This is a genomic window from Pseudomonas sp. IT-P253, from assembly GCF_949768125.1.
GTDB lineage: Bacteria > Pseudomonadota > Gammaproteobacteria > Pseudomonadales > Pseudomonadaceae > Aquipseudomonas.
Map to the genome: position 1 here is coordinate 76,163 of NZ_CATKPT010000011.1, position 17,717 is coordinate 93,879.

The 17,717-nt window shown below is 57.6% G+C and carries 14 protein-coding genes and 1 pseudogene; 10 read left to right on the forward strand and 5 right to left on the reverse strand.

Annotation, left to right across the window (positions count from 1 at the left end; translation table 11 throughout):
* The first annotated feature begins 200 nt into the window (after positions 1-200).
* The 4 genes and pseudogenes from ACM6IR_RS06105 to ACM6IR_RS06120 all read left to right on the forward strand — a co-directional run bounded on the left by ACM6IR_RS06105 (position 201) and on the right by ACM6IR_RS06120 (position 4,345).
* Positions 201-1,100, forward strand: coding sequence for a bestrophin family protein (locus ACM6IR_RS06105; protein WP_414906865.1), 900 nt, complete (start codon positions 201-203; stop codon positions 1,098-1,100).
* 76 nt (positions 1,101-1,176) lie between these two features.
* Positions 1,177-2,232 (forward strand): tetratricopeptide repeat protein, encoded by a 1,056-nt coding sequence (locus tag ACM6IR_RS06110; RefSeq protein WP_414906866.1) that lies wholly within the window; start codon positions 1,177-1,179, stop codon positions 2,230-2,232.
* 269 nt (positions 2,233-2,501) lie between these two features.
* Positions 2,502-2,651: pseudogene (locus ACM6IR_RS06115) on the forward strand (circadian clock protein KaiC); the annotation flags it as partial.
* A 23-nt stretch (positions 2,652-2,674) separates the two neighbouring features.
* Positions 2,675-4,345 (forward strand): ATP-binding protein, encoded by a 1,671-nt coding sequence (locus ACM6IR_RS06120; protein WP_414906867.1) that lies wholly within the window; start codon positions 2,675-2,677, stop codon positions 4,343-4,345.
* A gap of 99 nt (positions 4,346-4,444) precedes the next feature.
* On the opposite strand, the gene ACM6IR_RS06125 is transcribed toward ACM6IR_RS06120, so the two are convergent.
* The 5 genes from ACM6IR_RS06125 to ACM6IR_RS06145 all read right to left on the reverse strand — a co-directional run bounded on the left by ACM6IR_RS06125 (position 4,445) and on the right by ACM6IR_RS06145 (position 10,971).
* On the reverse strand, positions 4,445-4,822 hold the full coding sequence (locus ACM6IR_RS06125; RefSeq protein WP_010460444.1) for a response regulator: 378 nt from the start codon (positions 4,820-4,822) through the stop codon (positions 4,445-4,447).
* 77 nt (positions 4,823-4,899) lie between these two features.
* Positions 4,900-6,081: an ATP-binding protein gene (locus ACM6IR_RS06130; RefSeq protein ID WP_414906868.1), complete on the reverse strand. Its 1,182-nt coding sequence runs from the start codon at positions 6,079-6,081 to the stop codon at positions 4,900-4,902.
* Positions 6,075-6,668 (reverse strand): chemotaxis protein CheB, encoded by a 594-nt coding sequence (locus ACM6IR_RS06135; protein WP_414906869.1) that lies wholly within the window; start codon positions 6,666-6,668, stop codon positions 6,075-6,077. The genes ACM6IR_RS06130 and ACM6IR_RS06135 overlap by 7 nt, the downstream gene beginning before the upstream one ends.
* Positions 6,665-7,480, reverse strand: a complete 816-nt coding sequence (locus tag ACM6IR_RS06140) for a CheR family methyltransferase (RefSeq protein WP_414906870.1) — start codon at positions 7,478-7,480, stop codon at positions 6,665-6,667. Before ACM6IR_RS06140 ends, ACM6IR_RS06135 begins: the two co-directional genes overlap by 4 nt.
* Positions 7,480-10,971, reverse strand: coding sequence for a response regulator (locus tag ACM6IR_RS06145; protein WP_414906871.1), 3,492 nt, complete (start codon positions 10,969-10,971; stop codon positions 7,480-7,482). Before ACM6IR_RS06145 ends, ACM6IR_RS06140 begins: the two co-directional genes overlap by 1 nt.
* A 262-nt stretch (positions 10,972-11,233) precedes the next feature.
* Between ACM6IR_RS06145 and ACM6IR_RS06150 the strand changes: the two genes are divergently transcribed.
* The 6 genes from ACM6IR_RS06150 (at position 11,234) to ACM6IR_RS06175 (ending at position 17,710) form a co-directional block, all read left to right on the forward strand.
* On the forward strand, positions 11,234-11,599 hold the full coding sequence (locus ACM6IR_RS06150; RefSeq protein WP_414906872.1) for a response regulator: 366 nt from the start codon (positions 11,234-11,236) through the stop codon (positions 11,597-11,599).
* A 98-nt stretch (positions 11,600-11,697) separates the two neighbouring features.
* Positions 11,698-12,999 carry a glycosyltransferase gene (locus tag ACM6IR_RS06155; RefSeq protein WP_414906873.1) on the forward strand — a complete coding sequence of 434 codons (1,302 nt, stop codon included), beginning with the start codon at positions 11,698-11,700 and terminating at the stop codon, positions 12,997-12,999.
* A gap of 67 nt (positions 13,000-13,066) precedes the next feature.
* Complete coding sequence (locus ACM6IR_RS06160; protein ID WP_414906874.1) at positions 13,067-13,963, forward strand: phospholipase; 897 nt, start codon at positions 13,067-13,069, stop codon at positions 13,961-13,963.
* Between the two features lie 116 nt (positions 13,964-14,079).
* The gene (locus ACM6IR_RS06165; protein WP_414906875.1) at positions 14,080-14,985 is read left to right on the forward strand and encodes an AraC family transcriptional regulator; all 906 of its coding nucleotides are present in this window, start codon (positions 14,080-14,082) and stop codon (positions 14,983-14,985) included.
* Between the two features lie 331 nt (positions 14,986-15,316).
* Positions 15,317-16,627: an ABC transporter substrate-binding protein gene (locus ACM6IR_RS06170; RefSeq protein WP_414906876.1), complete on the forward strand. Its 1,311-nt coding sequence runs from the start codon at positions 15,317-15,319 to the stop codon at positions 16,625-16,627.
* Between the two features lie 156 nt (positions 16,628-16,783).
* Positions 16,784-17,710 carry a carbohydrate ABC transporter permease gene (locus ACM6IR_RS06175; RefSeq protein WP_414906877.1) on the forward strand — a complete coding sequence of 309 codons (927 nt, stop codon included), beginning with the start codon at positions 16,784-16,786 and terminating at the stop codon, positions 17,708-17,710.
* The last annotated feature ends 7 nt before the right edge of the window (positions 17,711-17,717 follow it).

A 17,717-nucleotide genomic window follows, 5' to 3' on the forward strand; every position in this document is an offset into this window, starting at 1 on the left:
AAAGACCTACCTTTTTTATATCTTGCAAAAACCGCTGTTCATGCTCTCTAGCTGCACAGATGGGCGATCTGCATTACTGAACGGTCCTGACGCTGATAGATGCAATTGATGAACTCGTCAACCATAGCGATTGGACAGACACTCGCCGTGCTCCTACGCTGCAACCGCTGCGAAAGCGTCACTTGAAAAAAGCCCTGCCCATGATTGTGCGTGCCAAGCCGAACTTGATCGGCATTCTGTTTTCTCTAAAAGGCTCGATTGCCAAGCGCATTGCCTTGCGCAGTCTATTGGTTACGCTGCTGGCCTCAGTGATTGTGCTGGTGGAGACCTGGCATCCCGCGTACTTCTCCAAGGTCAACGCCACACCTTTCACCTTGCTGGGCCTGTCGCTGTCGATCTTCATGAGTTTTCGCAATAACGCCTGTTACGACCGCTGGTGGGAGGGCCGCAAGCAACTCGGGCAGTTGATCATTGAAGTGCGCTCGCTGATTCGCCAGACCCAAGGGCTGATGGACGCCGCTGAACGAGCGATTCTGTTGCGCGAACTCTGTGGCTTCGCCCATGGTTTGATCGCCCGTTTGCGCGTGGAAGATGAGCTGACTGCCATCAAACCCTGGACGCAACACGCCATGGATACCAGTCACCCGAACATGACTGATGCGCTGCTCCAGCGCATCGGTGGCCAATTTTCGGCACTGGCCCAACATAACCACATCAGCGAATGGCGTTACACCCAACTGGAATCCCGGCTGGTCAGCCTGAGCCAGGTTCAAGCCAGCTGTGAACGGATCAAAAGTACGCCACTGCCCTTCCCCTACACATTGTTACTGCACCGCACGATTTACCTGTTCTGCATCCTGCTGCCGTTTGCCATGGCCGAACCGCTGGGTTGGTTGACCCCCGTGTTCACCGCCATTGTCAGCTACACCTTTTTCGGCCTCGACGAAATCGGCGACGACCTTGAAGATCCGTTCGGCTTCGATGAGAACGATCTGCCGTGCAATGCAATTTTGCGTACCCTGGAACGTGAAGTACTGGCGGCATTGGGGCAAACCGAGTTGCCGCCGGCCCTTGAACCGATTGAGTACGTGCTGAACTGAGTCAGGGTTTGACTCACAGCCTTGCCTGACCGAAGCTGACACCCTTGCAAAAGCTTGCCAGCTACCGGATTCCTGCATGCCCCAGTTCCGCCGCTACCTGATCATCAGCGTCTGCGCCTTGTTCGCCATTGGCCTTGCCTGGTTTTTCCTGCGCAACACCCCCCCTGTGGTGCCGGAGGCGATCAAGCGCGGCTACAGTGAAGCGCTTACAAAGGCTCGCGCAGGCCAACCGGGGGCCGCGCGGGTTCTGTACCAGCAACTCGGCCGCCCCGACATTTCACCCAAACGGCGCATCTGGCTGCTTGCCGAGCTGCCTAACTACCCAAGCACCGTGGCCTTGAAACTGGCGGACGCGGACCTGCAACACCCGGCGCCCGAGGTGCGCATCGCAGCGATCAAAAGCGTCAGTGAGCTAGTGCCCAACGGGCAACGCAGCCTATTGCTCGGGCCATTGCTCGAAGACAGTGAACAAAGCGTACGGCTTGCCGCCGTGAACGCGTTGCTAGGACTCTCGCCGGATGACCTGGGTTTGTATTTCGGACCGTTGGAACAAGCCATTGATGCCTGGGAACAGGCGCTCAAAACCGCACCGCCAAGCGCCGCCAACTTCTATCAACTGGCGCGGTTGCATCTGCACAATGCCGAATTGAAAGCAGCGCAACAGGCGCTCGAACAGACATTGCAGCTGGACCCCGGAAACCTGCCCGCGCTGGTGATGCAGATCGATGTGCTGGATAAACAAGGTCAAAGCGACGCCGCCCAGCAGCTGTTGGCCAAGCAACTGCAGACTCAACCCGAATCGGCCTACCTGCAACATGCCTTGGGCCTATGGTTGCTCCATCATGGCCAAAGTGAATTCGCCGTGCTCGGTCTGTCCAAGGCCGTGGAGCTTGAGCCCGATAACAAGGATTACCGCTACGACCTGGCCACCACGCTCCATGGCGAGGAAGAACTTGAAGCGGCGCAAAAGCAACTGCAGGAAATCGTCCAGCGCCATCCGGCCGACCGTAAGGCACGGGTGTTATTGATCAACTACTGGAAGGAAAGCGGACAACTGCAGAACGTGCAGGTCCTGCTGGCGCAACTTGAACAGATGAACCCGGACGATCCGGCGTTACAGCAAGGGCTCTAAAAGATCCCCCCTGTGGGAGCGAGCTTGCTCGCGATGAACGTGAACGATGACGTGTTCTTCATGGATAACCCCATTGCTCTCAAGTCCATCGCGAGCAAGCTCGCTCCTACGGGTTTTTAACATCAAAAAGTGTTGAACGCTCGTCGCGGCCAAGGGTCAAGTGAACAGGCAGCTCAATCAGGTGCGTAAGTCCTGCTGCCACGTTTCCCCTGGTCATGAGAAGGCATTTTTTGACTACATCAAACGAGTTGTTCAGTGCAAAAGCCGCCGTCGCCCAGCATGGCCTGGTGGGCGATATGCAGCCCCCCGTCGATATCACTTACCTGGCCGAGACGGTCATCCTGCGGCGCTACTTTGAAGCGCTCGGCAAGGTTCGGCGGGCAATCTCGATCATCAACAAACGCACGGGTGCGAACAAACCATTGCTCGGGGACGAAACGCCGTGACGGTCGACGAAGCGATGTCCGAACGCGCGATCATTCTCGTGCCGCGGGAACGCGACAGCCAGCTTGCGCTGATGATGCTGAACGAAGCCGGGTACGACGGCGTCGTTACACAGGATCTGACCGGGCTTTGCGACGAGTTGGTGCAAGGCGCCGGACTACTGCTGATCGCCTCCGAAGCAATCCTGGACGCTGATCTTGAACCCTTGTTCAGTCTGATTGAGCGACAACCCGTCTGGTCGGACCTGCCCATTGTATTGCTGACCCACCATGGCGGCCCGGAACAGAACCCCGCGTATCGCTTCGGCCCGCAACTGGGCAATGTCACGTTTCTTGAGCGCCCTTTTCATCCGGTGACGTTGATCAGTCTGGTGACCACTGCATTGCGTGGTCGCCGACGACAGTACGAAGCCCGGGACCGGCTGATCGACCTGAGTCAAAGCGAACTGCGCCTGCAAACCACCCTAGAAACCCTCGAACAGCAAGTCGAGGAACGGACTGCACAGCTACGACACAACGAAGAGGCCCTGCGCCAGGCGCAGAAAATGGAAGCCGTCGGCCAACTCACTGGCGGTATTGCCCACGACTTCAACAACATGCTCACCGGCATCATCGGTAGCCTGGAGCTGCTGCGCAGGCGCCTGGCCCGTGGGCGTACAGACGATCTGGACAGCCTGATCGACCTCGGCGTGACGTCGGCCAATCGGGCGGCGGGCCTGACCCACCGCTTGCTGGCGTTTTCCCGGCGCCAGTCGCTGGATTCCAAACCCGTGGAGATGAACACGCTGGTGGTGTCCATGCGTGAGCTGTTGCAACGCAGCATTAACGAAAGTATTCAGCTGGACATGCAGTTGAGCGAAGGATTGTGGGTCGCCGAGGTCGATCCCAACCAACTGGAAAGCGCCCTGCTCAACCTGGTGATCAACGCGCGAGATGCCATGCCCGGTGGCGGCAGATTGGTGGTCAACACCTCCAATCAGCACCTGGCCATCGGCGCCACCGAAACCCAGGGCAACCTGGAACCGGGTGACTACGTGGTCCTGAGCGTCACCGACACCGGATGCGGCATGCCGCAAAGCACCATTGACCGCGCCTTCGACCCCTTCTTTACCACCAAGCCGATTGGCCAGGGCACTGGCCTTGGGCTGTCGATGATCTATGGCTTCACCAGGCAATCGCGCGGCCACGTTGCCATCCGCAGTGATGTCGGCGAAGGCACCACCGTGACCCTGTTTCTACCGCGTTTCGGTGGTGACGTGCCGCAGCATAGCCCGGTGAATGTCCAGCACGCACCCTTTGCGCAGAATGGCGAAACCGTGTTGATCGTCGAGGACGATCCGGCGGTGCGGGTATTGGTGAGCACGGTGCTGAGCGAGCTGGGTTACGCCTTTGTCGAGGCTGGCAATGCCGACAGCGCGGTACCGATTCTGGATTCCACGCAGCGTATCGACCTATTGATCAGCGATGTCGGGTTGCCGGGCACGAACGGCCGGCAACTGGCGGAAATTGGCCGGCAATACCGGCCTGACCTCAAGGTGTTGTTCATCACCGGTTATGCAGAACACGCGGGGGTGCGCGGGGGGTTCCTCGACCCTGGCATGCAGATGATCACCAAGCCGTTCACCTTCGATCTGTTGACTGCGAAGGTGCGAGAGATGATCCGGATCTGATGCGTGCCCCTGTAGGAGCGAAGCTTGCTCGCGAAGAACGATAACGCGGTGTGTCAGGACTTACGCCTTCGCGAGCAAGCTTCGCTCCTACAAAAGGCCTTACGAGAGCATGTCCTGCATCAGCTCTTGCAGCACATCCAGATCGAACGGCTTGCCCAGGATCGGTGCCTTGCGAGTGATCGGGCTATCGGTCTCGCGGATTTCCTGCGGATAACCGCTGATAAAGATCACCTTGAGTTCCGGTCGCAGTTTTACCGCAGGCTCGGCGATCTGAACCCCAGAGATTCCACCCGGCAGGCGGAAGTCGGTAATCATCATGTCCAGATGCGGTTTGCTTGCGAGAATTTCAAAGGCCTGCTCGCCGTTTTCGGCCTGCAACACCCGGTAGCCCTCCCCTGACAGGTAGGCAGAAAGCACCATCAGGATCGAGGGGTCATCTTCAACGATCAATACGACGTCTTGTGCATCTTCACTCATGGGAAGCCTTTGTTCGGTCAGTAGCTGCTGATACGACCGTGAGGTCGCTCAGAGGTTGCGTTTTTCTGGCTGTTTTCCTACAGCGGCAGACAAACGCGAAACAAGGCGCCTTCGCCAATCCGGCTTTCGACGGTAATGGAACCGCCATGGGCGGCCACAATTTGTTCAGAAATAAACAAGCCCAGGCCCAACCCGGCAACGACGTGTTTGGCCGAGACGCGCTCGAACTGCTGGAAAATACGTTTCTGGTTCTCCTCACCAATACCGATCCCCTGATCGCGCACTTCCACCCGCGCCTGATCGTTCTCACTGTACACCTTAACGGTGATCGGACTCTTGGCACCGTAACGCAACGCGTTGGTCAGCAAGTTGGAAATCACCTGTTCAATGCGAAACTCGTCCCAGCTGCCGACCACGGGCTGCTCGGCCTCCAGGGTGACCGAAGATTGCGCGGCGTCGATCTGTGGTGCGAAATTCTGCAACAGGCCACGAACCAGTGCCGAGAGATCGAAACGCTTCGGCCGAATCGACAGCTTGCCGGTACGAATGCGCGACACATCGAGCATGTCTTCAATCAAACGGATCAGGCTTTTGATCTGCCGTTCGTCGCGGTCGACCATCGCGTGCATCTTGTCCATGGTGAATGCCGCGACGTTATTTCGGGCCAGGTGCATCTTGCGCAGCTGGGTTTCGAGAATCAGGCCATTGAGCGGCGTGCGCACTTCGTGGGCGACGATGGACATGAAGTCATCGCGCATGCGCACCGCTTGCTCCAGCTCCAGCTGGGTGCTCTGCAACTGTTTGAGCAAGGCTTCCTGCTCCCGGCGACTCTGCTCCAGCGCTTCGACCTGCAGCTTCATTTCCTTGCGCTGGCGAAACAGCTCGACGAATACGTTGACCTTGCTCTTGACCGCGTGGATATCCAACGGTTTGTAAAGGAAGTCCACGGCGCCGCTTTCATAGCCCTTGAACGCATAGTTCAGTTCACGGCCTGCCGCGCTGACGAAGACGATCGGGATGTTTTTGGTCTTTTCCGTGCCGCGCATCAACTCGGCCAGCTCAAAGCCATTCATATCGGGCATCTGCACGTCGAGAATGGCCAGTGCGAATTCGTGTTGCAGCAATAACGACAGGGCTTCATCGGCGGACAGCGCTTTGTAGACCATACGGTCTTCACGCTTGATCAGCGCTTCGAGCGCCAACAGGTTCTCCGGCAGATCGTCAACGATCAGCAGTTTGGCTTGGATGTCACTTAGCATGCGATTTTTTCCAGCTCGCCGAGCAGACGGCCGATGCCGCATATAGGAAGAATGTGGTCTGGCTGGAGTATGTCAAGCGCAGCCTGGGGCATCGTCGCGACTTGAGCCTCGTTCGGGTCCTGCACGATGGTCAGGCCACCGCGCAGTTTGACCTGAGCCAGGCCGCGCGCACCGTCGCGATTGGCACCGGTTAACAGCACCGCAGCCAGCTTGGCGCCATAGGCGTCGGCGGCCGATTCGAACAGGTAATCGATGGCGGGTCGCGAATGGTGCACGCGCGGTTCCAGGCTCAAGGAAAAACTGTGGTCTTGCTCCACCGACAGGTGATAGCCCGGTCCCGCGAAATACAGCGTTCCGGCCTCGACCCGCGTCTTGTCGCGGGCTTCGTGGACTGGCAGTGAAACTCGCCGTGCAAACACTTCAGCCAATTGGCTGCAACGCTCATCCGGCAGGTGCAGCACCACAATGATCGGCAGGGCATACCCTGCTCGCAGTGGGCCCAGGATATTCAGCAATGCCTCCACACCGCCGGCAGAAGCGCCGATCACGATAGCCTCTATGGAAGGCAAGCCCGCTGCACTGCTCATAATTTGCGGTAGATCCGTTCGTGTTTGACCAAGGGCTCGAACCGGTTGCCAAAGGCCGAAAAATCCAGGGTTTCCTTGCTGCCCAGTACCAGGAAACCTCGATGGCACAGGGACTCGTGAAACAAGCCAAACGCACGATCCTGAAGCTTTTTATTGAAATAAATCAAAACGTTACGACACGAAATTAACTGAGTTTCTGAAAAGACACTGTCGGTTGCAAGGCTGTGATCGGCGAACGTCACGTTCTCACACAGCGTCTTGTCGAAAATCGCGTACCCGTACGCCGCCGTGTAGTAGTCGGCAAACGAACTCTGGCCACCTGCCTGCTGGTAGTTAGAAGTGTAGGCGCGGACATTCTCCATCGAGAAAATTCCTTGCTTGGCCTTTTCCAGTGAGCGCGGATTGATGTCGGTGGCGTAGATAATGGTGCGATCCAGCAAGCCCTCTTCGCGCAGCAAAATCGCCATCGAGTAGACCTCTTCACCGGTGCTGCAACCGGCGATCCATATCTTGATCGAGGGATAGGTCTTGAGTAGCGGGACCACTTCCTGACGGATCGCCAGAAAGTGCGAAGGGTCACGGAACATCTCGCTGACGGGGATCGTCAGCAACTGCAATAACTGCATGAACGCGGCGGGATCGTGCAGCACCTTTTCCTGCAACGCCGAAATGGTCGCGCACTCGAACTGGCTCAATGCGTTGCTGACCCGGCGCTTGATCGAGGCGCCGGAGTAATCGCGAAAATCATAGCTGTACTTGAGATAGATCGCCTCGATCAACAAGCGCAATTCGATTTCGGTATTTCGCTCCACTAGATACGTTCCATCTTCGGTAACCACACACGAATCAGCGAGAACAGGCGGTCCAGGTCAATGGGCTTGGCCAGGTAATCGTTGGCACCAGCCTGCAGGCAGCGCTCCTGATCGTCTTTCATGGCCTTGGCCGTCACCGCAATGATCGGCAGTTTGCGCCAGCGCGGGTCCTTGCGGATCTCGAGGGTGGCTTCAAAACCGTCCATCTCAGGCATCATCACGTCCATCAGCACCAGATCGATGTCCTCAACCTCGTTCAATTTTTCAATCGCTTCACGACCGTTCCGGCCGATGACCACGACTGCGCCTTTTTGCTCCAGCGCACTGGTGAGGGCGAAGATATTGCGTACATCGTCGTCCACCAGTAGCACTTTGCGACCCTCGAAGACCTTGTCGCGGCTGCGCGCGGTCTTGAGCATCCTCTGCCGTTCATGGGACAACCTGGATTCGACTTTGTGCAGAAAGAGTGTCACTTCGTCCAGCAACCGCTCGGGTGAGCGCGCGCCCTTGATGATGATCGAACGGGAATACTTGCGCAGTTCGTTCTCCTCATTCCGGGTCAGGTTACGGCCGGTGTAGACAATCACTGGCGGGAACGAGCAGATTTCCTCGGTGGACATACGCTTAAGCAGGTCGTTGCCGAGCATGTCCGGCAGCTTCAGGTCGATGATCATGCAGTCGAAAATCGTGGTACGCAGCAGGTCCAGGGCTTCCTGAGCGAAACCTACCGCCGTGATTTCGATGTCATCGTCACCAATCAGCCGGGCAATGCTGTCGCGCTGCAAATCGTCGTCTTCGACCAGCAGGACGCGTTTGACCTTCTGGGTCAGCTTGGCTTCAAGACGGGCAAACACATCCTTGAGTTCTTCGCGGGTGGTCGGTTTGACCGCGTAACCGATGGCGCCCAGGTGCATGGCTGCCTCGACTCGATCTTCGACGGAGATGATGTGCACTGGAATGTGCCGGGTTTCAGCCTGTTCCTTCAGGCGTTGCAACACGGTCAGCCCGGAATGATCCGGCAGACGCATGTCTAGAAGTATGGCGTCCGGGAGGAACTCCCTGGCCAGCTCGTAGCCTTCGTCCGCGCCGTGCGCCACCAGGCACTGATAACCCAGTTCATGCGCCAGGTCGTAGAGGATGTGCGCAAAGTTCGACTCATCTTCCACCACCAGGATGCAGCGCGTCGTGAACGGTGCCTTCTCGCGGTCATCATCGAAACGCGCAATAGCAGCCTCCGCGACCAATGGCACCGGGGCGGCGGGTGCCACTCTCGGCGCTACGGCAACCGGCGAAGCTTTCATCGGCTCGACAGGGTATTCGCCCGGTTCAACGTATTGCTGCGGCAAGACCAGGGTGAACACGCTGCCCTGCCCTGGTTCACTGGTGACGCTGACTGAACCGCCCAGCAATGCGGCCAGGTCACGAGAAATCGACAACCCCAGGCCCGTGCCACCGTACCGGCGATTGGTGGTGCCATCGGCCTGACGGAAGGCTTCAAAAATACTGTCCTGCTGATCATCTGCAATACCGATCCCGGAATCGCGGACCATAAAGGCGATACCTTCGTTGGGCTGGCTGGCAACCGTCAGGCTGACGGAGCCCTTTTCGGTGAACTTCACCGCGTTCGACAGCAGGTTCTTGATGACCTGCTCCAGACGCTGGCGGTCGGTGAACATCATCAGCGGCGCGTCTGGCTGCAACTCGACGTGGAAGTCCAGCTGCTTGTCCGCCGCCAATGGCTCGAACATTGCGCGCAAGCCGTCCACCAGACGAGAGACGCTGGTGTTCTCCGGGCGCATCTCCAGCTTGCCGGCCTCGACCTTGGAAATGTCGAGGATGTCGTTGATCAGGTTGAGCAAGTCATTGCCGGCCGAATAAATCGACTCGGCGAACTTGACCTGCTCGGGGCTGAGGTTTTCCTGGGGATTTTCCGCCAGCAATTTGGCCAGGATCAACGAACTGTTCAGCGGCGTGCGCAATTCATGAGACATGTTGGCGAGGAATTCGGACTTGTATTTGCTCGAACGCTGCAACTCTTCGGCGCGCTCTTCGAGCTGGATCTGGGCCTGATTGAGTTCGGTGTTTTTCAGGTCCATGGCGTCGCGCTGATCGGCCAGGATCTGCGCCTGCTCGGCGAGCTGCTCGTTGGTCTGTTCCAACTCGACCTGCTGGGTTTCCAGATGCGCCTGGGACTCCTTGAGAATCCGCGACTGCTCTTCCAGCTCTTCGTTGGCCGTCTTCAGCTCTTCTTGCTGCACTTGCAGCTCTTCGTTGAGTTGCTGGGTTTCGGCCAGCACTTCCTGCAAACGCTGGCGATAGCGGGCCGCCTCGATCGAGGTGCCGATATTACCGGTAATCAGCTCGAGCAATTCAACGTCACGGTCGGTCAACGGGCGCAGGAAGCCCAACTCGATGACACCGTTGACGCGATCGTCATCGCTGGTCGGCGCCACCAGCACGCTGTGCGGCAGACCTTCGCCAATACCGGAACTGACTTTGAAGTAGCCCTCGGGCACCGAGTCGAGGCGTATCAGTCGAGCCTGTTGCGCCACCTGTCCGGCTATGCCTTCTTCATTGTAAATATGCTGTTCACGCGCTTCCTCCTCGCGGGAGAAACCATAAGACGCGATGCGATTGAGGCCGCCATGATCCTCACGCACATAGATAGCGGCCACGGCGGTGCCGAGGTATTGCGCACAGAACTGCAGAATATTGCGACCCAGTACGTTCAGGCTCAGTTGCCCCAACACTTGTTCGGCCAGCTCGGTCTGGCCGTTGCGCAACCAGGCTTGCTGTTCCAGGCGACGGGCACTGGCCTGTTGAGCCGCGAGGTTGGTGCTGTAACTTTGGGAAAGGGTGAGTAAATCCCGACGACCGATGTAGGCCAGCAACCCGCTGATACCGGCAATGAACAACAGATAAAGGCCGATACTCCAGATCGTGGTGCGGCGCACTTCTTCGTTACGCGTGGTGCGCAACTGCTGCTCTGTGTCGATCACGTCTTCGTACTGTTGGCGAATATCATCGGTCAGCCGTTTGCCGCGCCCGGCCTTGACCACGCTGCGATAATCACCGCTGTTGCGCTGCAAATCGATCAATGACTGCGCGTAATCTGCCCACTCCTTCTGCATGGCCTCCAACCTGTGCAGACGATCGGTTTGAACCGGGTTGTCGGCCGTCAACTCCAGCAGGGTATTGAGGACGACGGTAATTCTCGGCTTGGCTGTTTCGTAGGGGTCAAGAAAATGTTCGTCACCGCTGAGCAGAAAGCCGCGCATGCCGGTTTCCAGATCAACCGTCAGTTTCACCGCTTCATTGGCGTTATTGATCACCCGGTCAGTGTGTTCGACCCACTGGATGACCGACAGCAAGTACGTGATCAACGAAACAAAGAACACCGCGCTGAGCACGCCGAGGCCCAACGGCAGGCTGATGTTACGGCTCAGGAGTTTGCGGAATCGTTGTTCATCAACGGAAGACGGAGGGGTCATGGGGAGGCCTTGTCGAACTGTTGAAAACCAAGGAGTTTGCCCCAAAAACGGCGCATTGTTCCAACTTTCTGCCAGGTTTTCGCGCAAAAACCTGCATTAAGCCGCGGCGATGCAAAGGAGCGGTTATCCTTGCCGAATCTTGTGTGGCTATTCTTTTTTGTAACGCAGTGGGAACTTGTCGGGTTCCGCCACTTACTCATGCAAGAGCCCGGCAATTTCGATCGACCGGCAACCGCGAATCCAACTGTTGAGAACGCCTATTATGTCCGCCGAAAAATCCATCATCCTGGTAGTCGAAGACGACGAGATCGTGCGGATGCTTATCGTCGATGTCCTGGAGGAGCTGGAATTCAAGGTACTCGAGGCGGACGGTTGCGAGCAGGCGCTGGAGTTTCTCAACGATGAGGACCAATACATCGATCTGATGATGACCGACGTCGGTTTGCCGGTGATGGATGGCCGTGAGCTGGCCACCCAGGCGCGCATGGTTCGCCCCGACTTGCCGATTTTGTTTGCCAGTGGTTACGCCGAAAACATCGAGGCACCGGCGGGCATGTTCATCATCGGCAAGCCGTTCTCTATCGACCAGCTGCGAGATACGGTCAAAAGCATTCTCGCAAGACCCTAGTTTCGGGCCGTGCGGGCACTGGGTTCGCCATCGGCTGTGGTTTAATTACGGTCCGTTTTTATCCCGCATCCTCTGCCCGCTTCAAGGAACCACCCTGCATGAGTCAACCCCGCGCAACCAAAGTCCTGGTCATCGGTTACGTCTGGCCTGAGCCCCGCTCTTCCGCGGCCGGTGGGCACATGATGCAAATCCTCGAGTCGTTTTTGCAGCAAGGCTGGGACATTACCTTCAGCAGCCCGGCCGGCACCGGCGAACACCGGGCGGATCTTGCGGCGTTGGGTATTCGTGAAATGGCTATCGAATTGAATAGCAGCAGTTTCGACACCTTCATCAGCGAACTGGCCCCGGATATTGTGCTGTTCGACCGCTTCATGATGGAAGAACAGTTCGGCTGGCGTGTTGAAAAGCACTGCCCCGATGCCGTGCGCGTCCTCGAGACCTCTGATTTGCAAAGCCTGCGAGATGCACGCCAGCAACGACTCAAGGAGCGTTTGAAAGCCAGCGACGACGCCAATGACTTCAGCGACTTGTTCGCACCGGCGTTGCACGAAGAGTTTGAGTTCATGGCCACTACCGATGTGGCCAAGCGGGAGATTGCTGCGATTTATCGTTGCGACTTGAATTTGATGATCTCCGAAGTGGAAATCGAGCTGCTGGTCGAACAGTTCAACGTCCCACGCAGCTTGTTGCATGAATGCCCGCTCATGGTCGATTTACCGAGCGCGCCGCCCGTCGCCTTCGAGGACCGCGCGCATTTTCTAAGCATCGGCAACTTTCGCCATGCGCCGAACTGGGATGCGGTGCTCTGGATGAAAACAACCATCTGGCCATTGATCCGTCAGCAACTGCCCACGGCTCAGCTGCATATTTACGGGGCCTACACGCCGCCCAAAGCCACCGCACTGCACAACGCGGCGCAGGGTTTTCATGTGATGAACTGGGCCGAGGATGCCTTGCAAGTCATGTCGGCGGCGCGGGTATGTCTGGCGCCGTTGCGTTTCGGTGCCGGCATCAAAGGCAAAATCGTCGACGCGATGATCTGTGGCACGCCGAACGTCACCACGCCGATGGGGGCCGAAGGCATGCACGGCACCGCGCAATGGCCCGGAGCGGTGACGCGGACGGCCCAGGCGTTCGCCGATTGCGCCGTGCAGATCCACCAGGACAAGGCACAGTGGCTCAAGGCACAGACCCTCGGGCTGGACCTTCTGGCGAGTCGTTATCAGCAACATATTCATGGCCCGGCATTGATCGCACGACTCAACTATTGCCGCCAACATTTGCCGTCGATCAGACGCGCTAATTTCACCGGCAGTATGTTGCGCCACCATCATCACAAGAGCACCCAATACATGGCGCAATGGATTGAAGCGAAAAACAGGTATCAAGGCGACGCCTGATGATTAAACTCAGCCCTGCGTGAGAACTCTCTCCGCTTAACCCCGATTAACTGTGCAAGGATGCACTATGAACAATGCTGTCAATACAACTGCGAGCCACTTCATTTCTGTCGCCCAAGACTTCGCACTTAATAGCTGGATGAGCGATATTCCGGTTATCGATTCTTTATCGCTTGCTCAACTGACTCTACCAGGCGCTCATAATGCCGGCGCAGACAAGAAAGCCTCCTACTTTGTACCCGGCGCGAGCAACTGGATCGCCTGCCAAAACAATTCTTTTTATTATCAGTTGACCTCGGGCGCACGCGCGCTTGATCTGAGACTACGGTATGAAGTCGCGGGTAATGGCGTCGGTACTTTCTGGTTTGAGCATAACGGCTTTCGTTCCTCTCGATCCCTGGAAAACCTGATCACGAGCGTGATCCGTTTTCTTCAGGAAAACCCCGACGAGTTCATCGTGCTCGATTTTCACCAGTTGAATGCCGGCGACCGGCCTTTCAACTACAAAGAATTCAACAGGATGCTGTTGACTCACTTGGGTGACAGGATCATTCCCTATACAAATGCGCTCCTGTCACTGGATGAGCTCAAGCGTTTGAGCCCTGCCCGACGCGTGCTAGTGGCTGCCGAGTATCATCCGCAGCTCGACCTGACCTATTTCCATCGGCAAATCGAGCACAAATGGAGCGCCATTGAGGCGACGAGTGTCAATGAGCTGAACGCGTATATTGCGCACGTCATGAAGTACCCTCCGAGCAGGTACACGCCATGGTCACTTTCCGCCACCAGCTATCATGTCGCACTAGGTCCGATAAACATCGCGGAGCATCTTGATCAGTGGTTTGATCCCGAGAAAAGGGACTGGGCGATAAACAGCAGCATTATCAATGCAGATTTTTTTGAAACATCGAGCCTGGTACGCCATTGCCGGCTGGCCAATCTGATACACGCGCATACCAAATGACGGTTTAGGGCGATGCCTTGTACCCGTGCGCAGACGCGTCCGGGATTCGCAGGCTGGCCTTCGACGTCCGGAAAGAGGCATGATCACACTGCGATAACAAAAAAAGCACGCCTGACATGACCCGAGCCGCCAGAGTCACCGATCCTTCCTACGAACTGATGGACGACCACAACGGGTTGTCCATCATCTATCGCCAGCACGGGTTCCCCTGCCCCTTGGTGCGCTGGCATTTCCACAAGGAATACGAATTGCACCTGATCGTCGCCAGCTCCGGCAAAGTGTTCATTGGCGACTACATCGGCAACTTCTACCCCGAATCCCTGTTCCTCACCGGCCCCAACCTGCCCCACAACTGGATCAGTCAGGTGGCCGAAAACGAAGTGGTGCCCAAGCGCGACATGCTGGTCAACTTCACCGACGAGTTGTTCGACAGCGGCCATGCGGTGTTCGCCGAACTCAAGACGCTCGCGCCCTTGCTGGAGCGTGCGCAGTACGGCATCGAATTTCGCTGCAAACGCACGATCCAGCAGGCGATGGGCTTGATGCAACGAATTGCCGATACCCAAGGCATGACCCGGCTCGGGCACTTTTTCATTCTGCTGGAGTTGCTGGCAGCCTCTGACGATTATCAGTTGCTCTCTGGCGCGACGACCCCGCAATTGGCCGACGAGCACAATGTCGATCGCACTAACCGGGCCGTGGATTACATCTTCGCGCATTACGCCCGGGAACTGCCGCTGGAAGAAGTCGCCGAACACTTGGGCATGAAGCCGACGTATTTCAGTCGCGTCTTCAAGCAAGCCACCGGGCGCTGTTTTATCGAATTCGTCAATCGGCTGCGCATCAGCAAATCCTGCGAGTTGCTGGCCGATGGCGACAAACCGGTGACCGATGTGTGCTTCGAGTCGGGGTTCAACAATATTTCCAACTTCAATCGCCGCTTTCAGCAATTGAAAGGCATGACGCCATCGCACTACCGCCGTCTGGCGGTGCAGCGGCTGACTGAGCAGAATCAGCACTGACGGCTATTCCTGTAGCAGCTGCCGAAGGCTGCGTTCGACTGCGCAGCAGGCGCAAACCCTGCCCCCAGGATCTCCCGGAATCACCGCGTGTTCTGTACTAGCGAGCGCTGCGCACTCGAACGCAGCCTTCGGCAGCTGCTACAGGGTGATCAATCGAAAAATCTGCGCAACCCCCACCCAGTGCAAAATAGTATCGATTAAAGTGCGATGGATGATTTGTCTCTTCATCAATTGAACGCTGTAATCAGTGCACATTCTTCCTGCCCTCGGAAGACACAAAAACAATAACTGTCCTTCTGCAAACCCGTCGGGTGCAGAAAAGGAGTGCACGATGCAACCTTCTGTAAAAGCTCTGCTGGCCCTCTCTTGCATGACCCTCAGCGGTGTCAGCCTCGGCGCCCAGACCCTGACCATCGCCACCGTCAACAACAGCGACATGATCCGCATGCAAAAGCTCTCGAAAACCTTCGAGGCCGAGCACCCGGACATCAAGCTCAATTGGGTGGTGCTGGAAGAAAACGTCTTGCGCCAACGCCTGACCACGGACATCGCGACGCAAGGCGGGCAGTTCGATGTGCTGACCATCGGCATGTACGAAGCCGCACTCTGGGGGGCCAAGGGTTGGCTGGAACCGATGAAGGACCTGCCGGCCTCTTATGCCCTCGACGACGTGTTCCCTTCGGTCCGCGAAGGCCTGTCGGTCAAGGGTTCGCTTTATGCCCTGCCGTTCTACGCCGAAAGCTCCATCACCTACTACCGCACCGACCTGTTCAAAGACGCCGGGCTGACCATGCCTGAGCATCCGACCTGGGAGCAGATCGGCGAATTTGCCGCCAAACTCACCAACAAAGATAAAGAACAGTACGGCATTTGCCTGCGTGGCAAGGCCGGCTGGGGCGAAAACATGGCGTTGATTACCACCGTTGCCAATGCCTATGGCGCACGCTGGTTCGATGAGAAGTGGCAGCCGGAGTTCACCGGGCCCGAGTGGAAAAACGCGCTGAACTTCTACGTCGACACCATGAAAAAATCCGGCCCGCCGGGGGCCTCAAGCAACGGCTTCAACGAAAACCTGGCGCTGTTCAACAGCGGCAAGTGCGCGATCTGGGTCGATGCCAGCGTCGCCGGCTCCTTCGTCACCGACAAGTCCCAAAGCAAGGTCAGCGACCACGTCGGCTTTACCTACGCGCCGCACCAAGTCACCGACAAAGGTTCGGCCTGGCTCTATTCCTGGGCGCTGGCGATCCCGACCAGTTCCAAGGCCAAGGACGCGGCGAAAGCCTTCAGTGCCTGGGCGACGTCGAAAGAATACGGCGCATTGGTTGCCGAAAAAGACGGCATCGCCAACGTCCCCCCAGGCACGCGGGCCTCGACCTACAGCAAGGCTTATATGAGCGCTGCGCCGTTCGCCAAGGTCACGCTGGAATCGCTGAAGACCGCGGCCCCGGGCAAGCCGACCCTCAAGCCCGTGCCGTATATCGGCATTCAACTGGTGACCATTCCTGAATTTCAGGCCATAGGCACCCAGGTCGGCAAGCTGTTCTCGGCAGCGTTGATCGGCCAGACCACGGTCGACCAGGCCCTGACCGCCGCCCAGCAAACCACCGAACGTGAGATGAAGCGCGCCGGTTACCCCAAGTAACCCGCGTTCCCCTGTAGGAGCGAGCGGTGCGGCGATCCGACTTGCCCGCGAAAGCGGTCTGCCTGATACACCGCCTTCGCGGGCAAGTCGGATCGCCGCACCGCTCGCTCCTACAGTTGATCTTCATTTGTCTGTTCTTAATCGGTTCCGAACGCCATGAATATTTCAACTGCCAACGCTCAAATGGACATACCCCAACCCGCGCGCAAAAGCCGGCTGGCCAATCCCGGCTGGTTTCTGGTCAGCCCTTCGGTAGCGTTGTTGCTGCTGTGGATGATCGTACCGCTGGGCATGACCCTCTACTTCTCGATGATTCGCTACAACCTGCTCAATCCGGGTGAAAACGAGTTCGTCGGGCTGGAGAACTTCGCCTACTTCCTCAGCGACTCGGGCTTCCTCCCCGGTGCGACCAACACCCTGTTGCTGGTGGGCAGCGTGTTGCTGATCAGCGTGGTGTTCGGCGTCTTGATCAGTGCATTGCTGGAGGCCAGTGAGTTCTTCGGTCGCGGCATCGTGCGGGTCATGTTGATCTCGCCATTTTTCATCATGCCCACCGTCGGCGCGCTGATCTGGAAGAACCTGATATTCCACCCGGTCTCGGGGATTCTCGCCTACGTCTGGAAGCTGTTCGGCGCGCAACCGGTGGACTGGCTGGCCCACTACCCGCTGCTGTCGATCATCATCATTGTGTCCTGGCAATGGCTGCCCTTCGCGATCCTGATCCTGATGACTGCCATGCAGTCCCTCGACCAGGAACAGAAAGAAGCCGCGCGCCTCGACGGTGCAGGGCCCATCGCGATTTTCTGGCACCTGACCCTGCCGCACCTGGCGCGGCCGATTGCGGTGGTGGTGATGATCGAAACCATCTTCCTGCTGTCGGTGTTCGCCGAGATCTTCACCACCACCAACGGCGGTCCCGGCTACGCCTCGACCAACCTCGCCTACCTGATCTACAACCAGGCACTGGTGCAGTTCGACGTCGGCATGGCGTCCGCCGGTGGTTTGATCGCCGTGGTCATCGCCAACATCGCCGCCATCGTGCTGGTGCGGATGATCGGCAAAAACCTGACAGACAAAGCCTGAGGCCTGC

Bases quoted from the DNA above. Each gene is read 5' to 3' on its own strand.
- ACM6IR_RS06105 (WP_414906865.1), top strand. From the start codon at position 201: ATGATTGTGCGTGCCAAGCCGAACTTGATCGGCATTCTGTTTTCTCTA.
- ACM6IR_RS06110 (WP_414906866.1), top strand. From the start codon at position 1,177: ATGCCCCAGTTCCGCCGCTACCTGATCATCAGCGTCTGCGCCTTGTTC.
- ACM6IR_RS06125 (WP_010460444.1), bottom strand. From the start codon at position 4,822: ATGAGTGAAGATGCACAAGACGTCGTATTGATCGTTGAAGATGACCCC.
- ACM6IR_RS06130 (WP_414906868.1), bottom strand. From the start codon at position 6,081: ATGCTAAGTGACATCCAAGCCAAACTGCTGATCGTTGACGATCTGCCG.
- ACM6IR_RS06135 (WP_414906869.1), bottom strand. From the start codon at position 6,668: ATGAGCAGTGCAGCGGGCTTGCCTTCCATAGAGGCTATCGTGATCGGC.
- ACM6IR_RS06145 (WP_414906871.1), bottom strand. From the start codon at position 10,971: ATGACCCCTCCGTCTTCCGTTGATGAACAACGATTCCGCAAACTCCTG.
- ACM6IR_RS06150 (WP_414906872.1), top strand. From the start codon at position 11,234: ATGTCCGCCGAAAAATCCATCATCCTGGTAGTCGAAGACGACGAGATC.
- ACM6IR_RS06155 (WP_414906873.1), top strand. From the start codon at position 11,698: ATGAGTCAACCCCGCGCAACCAAAGTCCTGGTCATCGGTTACGTCTGG.
- ACM6IR_RS06160 (WP_414906874.1), top strand. From the start codon at position 13,067: ATGAACAATGCTGTCAATACAACTGCGAGCCACTTCATTTCTGTCGCC.
- ACM6IR_RS06165 (WP_414906875.1), top strand. From the start codon at position 14,080: ATGACCCGAGCCGCCAGAGTCACCGATCCTTCCTACGAACTGATGGAC.
- ACM6IR_RS06170 (WP_414906876.1), top strand. From the start codon at position 15,317: ATGCAACCTTCTGTAAAAGCTCTGCTGGCCCTCTCTTGCATGACCCTC.
- ACM6IR_RS06175 (WP_414906877.1), top strand. From the start codon at position 16,784: ATGAATATTTCAACTGCCAACGCTCAAATGGACATACCCCAACCCGCG.